This is a genomic window from uncultured Campylobacter sp. (genome assembly GCF_938045405.1).
Classification (GTDB): domain Bacteria; phylum Campylobacterota; class Campylobacteria; order Campylobacterales; family Campylobacteraceae; genus Campylobacter_B.
In genome coordinates, this window is record NZ_CALIMW010000273.1 from 1 (window position 1) to 3,193 (window position 3,193).

Annotated in this window: 4 protein-coding genes; all 4 read right to left on the reverse strand. The window is 54.2% G+C overall.

Features of this window, described 5'->3' with window-relative positions:
- A partial coding sequence (locus Q0140_RS11345; protein WP_297964667.1) for a DUF2809 domain-containing protein occupies positions 1-441 on the reverse strand: 441 nt, incomplete at its 3' end.
- A gap of 30 nt (positions 442-471) precedes the next feature.
- Positions 472-1,218, reverse strand: a complete 747-nt coding sequence (gene larB / locus Q0140_RS11350; RefSeq protein WP_297964673.1) for a nickel pincer cofactor biosynthesis protein LarB — start codon at positions 1,216-1,218, stop codon at positions 472-474.
- The gene (larE, locus tag Q0140_RS11355) at positions 1,205-1,987 is read right to left on the reverse strand and encodes an ATP-dependent sacrificial sulfur transferase LarE (protein WP_297964669.1); all 783 of its coding nucleotides are present in this window, start codon (positions 1,985-1,987) and stop codon (positions 1,205-1,207) included. The genes larB and larE overlap by 14 nt, the downstream gene beginning before the upstream one ends.
- Positions 1,959-3,193, reverse strand: a 1,235-nt coding sequence (gene larC, locus Q0140_RS11360; protein WP_297964671.1) for a nickel pincer cofactor biosynthesis protein LarC, incomplete at its 5' end; no start/stop codon positions are given. The genes larC and larE, both read right to left, overlap by 29 nt.

Here is a 3,193-nt window from a genome sequence, read left to right on the forward strand (position 1 = left end):
CCTCCATAGTCGCGCCTTATCATAAATGATACTTTCAGATACGTAAGCTAAAACACAGCCTATCGCGTAGCAGATGATGTCCGTCCAATCGAATGTTCCACCAAAAATTATCCGCAATATAGAATTTTGGACGCCTAAAATTTCAAGCACTTTAAAATATTGTGCGATTTCGATAACTAGCGAGAGAGCAAAGACCGCGAGCGCTAAAATTTTAGGCGGTAGTCTGAACGCGGCTCGCCCAAATGCATAAAGCATCGCTGCGGCTAGCACATCGCCTAGATAGTAGCGTATGAAGCCGCTTTTGACGTAAATTGCGATAAAAATTTCAAATGCTAAAATAGCAATACCCATCATCACCCAGTTCATTCTAGCATCCCAACAATACTCACTTCTAGATGCGTCCGTAGGCGGAAGTACTGCTTTTTTCGTATCCTCTCTCAATTTTACCCCTTACAAATTTTTTCTAAAATTTTAGAGATGATTTATCAGGCTCGCGTTATATGCAGCGCCAAAGCCGTTGTCGATATTTACGACGCTGACGCCGTTTGCGCAGCTGTTTAGCATCGCTAGCAGCGCCGCCAGTCCGCCAAAGCTCGCGCCGTATCCCACGCTGGTGGGTACCGCGATCACCGGCACGCTCACGAGGCCCGCCAGTACGCTAGCTAGCGCGCCCTCCATGCCCGCCACCGCGATGGCGACCTTTGCGCCGCGTATTTTGTCTAAATTTGCGATCAACCTATGCAGCCCCGCTACGCCCGCATCGCTAAATTTGCGCACGTCGTTGCCTAGAAACCTCGCCGTCTCGTATGCCTCCTCCACGACCGCGCCGTCGGCGGTGCCTGCAGAGACTATCGCGATGTAGCTTTGCGTGAGCGCGGGCTCTTTAAATTTGACGCTGATGACGCGGCCGCGAGCGTTAAACTCCGCCTGCGGCAGCGTCTCGCGCACCCGCTCGAAAACCTGCTCGTTCGTGCGCGTGATCAGGATATTTTGCCCTCTCGCGCCGATCGCACTAGCGATACGTAAAATTTCATCGTCCGTCTTGCCCTCGCCGTAGATCACCTCGCCCGCGCCGTTTCGCAGGGCGCGCTGAGTGTCGATCTTGGCGCAGCCCACGTCCTCGTAGGGGTAGTTTTTTAGGTATTTTAGCGCCTCTTGCTCGCTCACGCGGCCGCTTTTTACTCCCGCGAAAAGCTCCAAAATTTCATCCTCCCTCATACAAAACATCCTCTCTAAGCCCCTTTAGATCGAGCGTCACCTCCGCTGCGCCAAGCGTCACTAGCTGCCTAACGACGCTTTTAAATTTAGCGTCGTTTAGGAAGTCCCGCATGCTAGAAAAGGGCATTTGCAGCTTTATATTTTTGCGGTCGCACCGCGCGCGGACGTTTGCGTAACCGCTTTCGATGAGTAGATTTTCCGCAGCTTCGATCAAATTTAGCTCGCTCTCATCGATTTCGCGCCCATGCGGCAGGCGCGTTAGCAAGCACGCATAGCTCGGTTTTTCGGCGGTGGGCAAATTTAACTCGCGCGATAGCTCGCGGATTTCTGATTTGGTTAAATTTATCAGCGGCGAGAGCACGCCTAGCTCCTCTTTTGCCTTAAGCCCGGGGCGATATTCGCCCAGATCATCGCGGTTCGTGCCATCTGCGACGCGGCTAAAGCCAAGCTCACGGGCGCGCTCGATCAGGCGCGAAAACACCGCCTTTTTGCACAGATAGCAGCGGTTTTCTGGGTTGTCTTTGATCTCCTCCGTGACGCCGAGTTCTAAAATTTCGTGCCTAATGCCGTAAGCGCGGGCAAATTCCACGGCTTCGGCGATCTCGCGCGGGGACATGTAGGGCGATCTGATCGTTATGCCGATCGCGCGCTCACCCAGCGCATCGTGCGCCGCGCGCAGCAGCAGCGAGCTGTCCGCACCGCCGCTAAATGCGACCGCGAGTTCGCCCAGCCCGCGCAGATCAGCCTTTAGTTTTTCTAGTTTCGTCATAGATTTTTAGCGCCTCTTTTCGCACCCGCTCGATCGTCGTGCCGTGCGCGAGCGCCGCGGCCTTGCAGTCTTCAAATTCGGGCTTTATTTTTTGCGTTTGGCAGGTGCCAGAAATCTTAAGCCCTATCTCGCCGAATTTCGTCTGCACCCGCGCAAAGTCGCGCTTTAGCTCGGTTTTAGCAACCTCTATCTCGCGAACGCCGATCGCCGTCGTGTGCGTAAAAATTAGATCCTTTAAATTTTGCGCGTCCTGCTTGCGGCACAGCGCGTTTAGCTCAAAACCCATGCGCCCCTTTTTCATAAAAATAGAGCGGCTAAACACGTCCAGCGCGCCGCTATCTCGCAAAATTTCGCACGCAAGCGCGAAGCTCTCGGCGTCCATATCGTCGATATTAGTGGAGATTAAAATCTGCTCGCAAACCTCGCCGTAGCCAGGGTGCGCGCCTAAATTTCGCTCGCCCCCTTCGCCGCCTAGCTCCTCATCGGTTTCGCAAAGCATCACTCGAAGCACGTTTGCAAAGTCCGCTGCGTCCTTGCCGCCCGCGCCGTAGCCGATTTTTTCGATCCTAAAGCTCGCGCCGTCCGCAAACTCGTCCGCGCAGGCCCTTAAAATCGCCGCTCCCGTGGGCGTAGTCATCTCGAAATTTGCGCGTCCTAGGTTTACGGGCACGCCTTTTAAAATTTCGCAAACGGCGGGCGCAGGCACGCTAAGCGCGCCGTGATCGCAGATCGCTACGCCGCCGCCAAGCTCGATTTTAGAGCTTACGACGCGCGAGACGCCGAGCTTTTCAAAAAGATACTCGAGGCAGATCGCCGCGCCAGCGACGTCGGCGATGCTATCGATCGCGCCGATTTCGTGAAAATGCACCCGATCTACCTCTGTGCCGTGGACTTTGGCCTCGGCCTGCGCAATCGTGCGAAATATCGCGCCCGCTCTTTGTTTGCAGCTCCGGCTTAAATTTGAACTCTCTAAAATTTGTCTGATATCCGCGTAGCTTCTGGCGTGGGGCTGCGATTTTAGCGGCACGACGTCGATTTTGGTCGCGGCGATGCCGTTTTTTAGCACGTTTTTGCGCTCTAGCTTAAATTCGCCGGCTAAATTTAACTTCTCAAGCTCGGTGCAAAGATAACCAAAATCCACGCCGAGCTTTACCAGCGCGCCTAAATTCATATCGCCGCTGATACCCGCGCTCGCGTCGTAATATA

Excerpts from the sequence above, each read along its gene's own strand:
- larB (WP_297964673.1), bottom strand. The coding sequence starts at position 1,218 with ATGAGGGAGGATGAAATTTTGGAGCTTTTCGCGGGAGTAAAAAGCGGC.
- larE (WP_297964669.1), bottom strand. The coding sequence starts at position 1,987 with ATGACGAAACTAGAAAAACTAAAGGCTGATCTGCGCGGGCTGGGCGAA.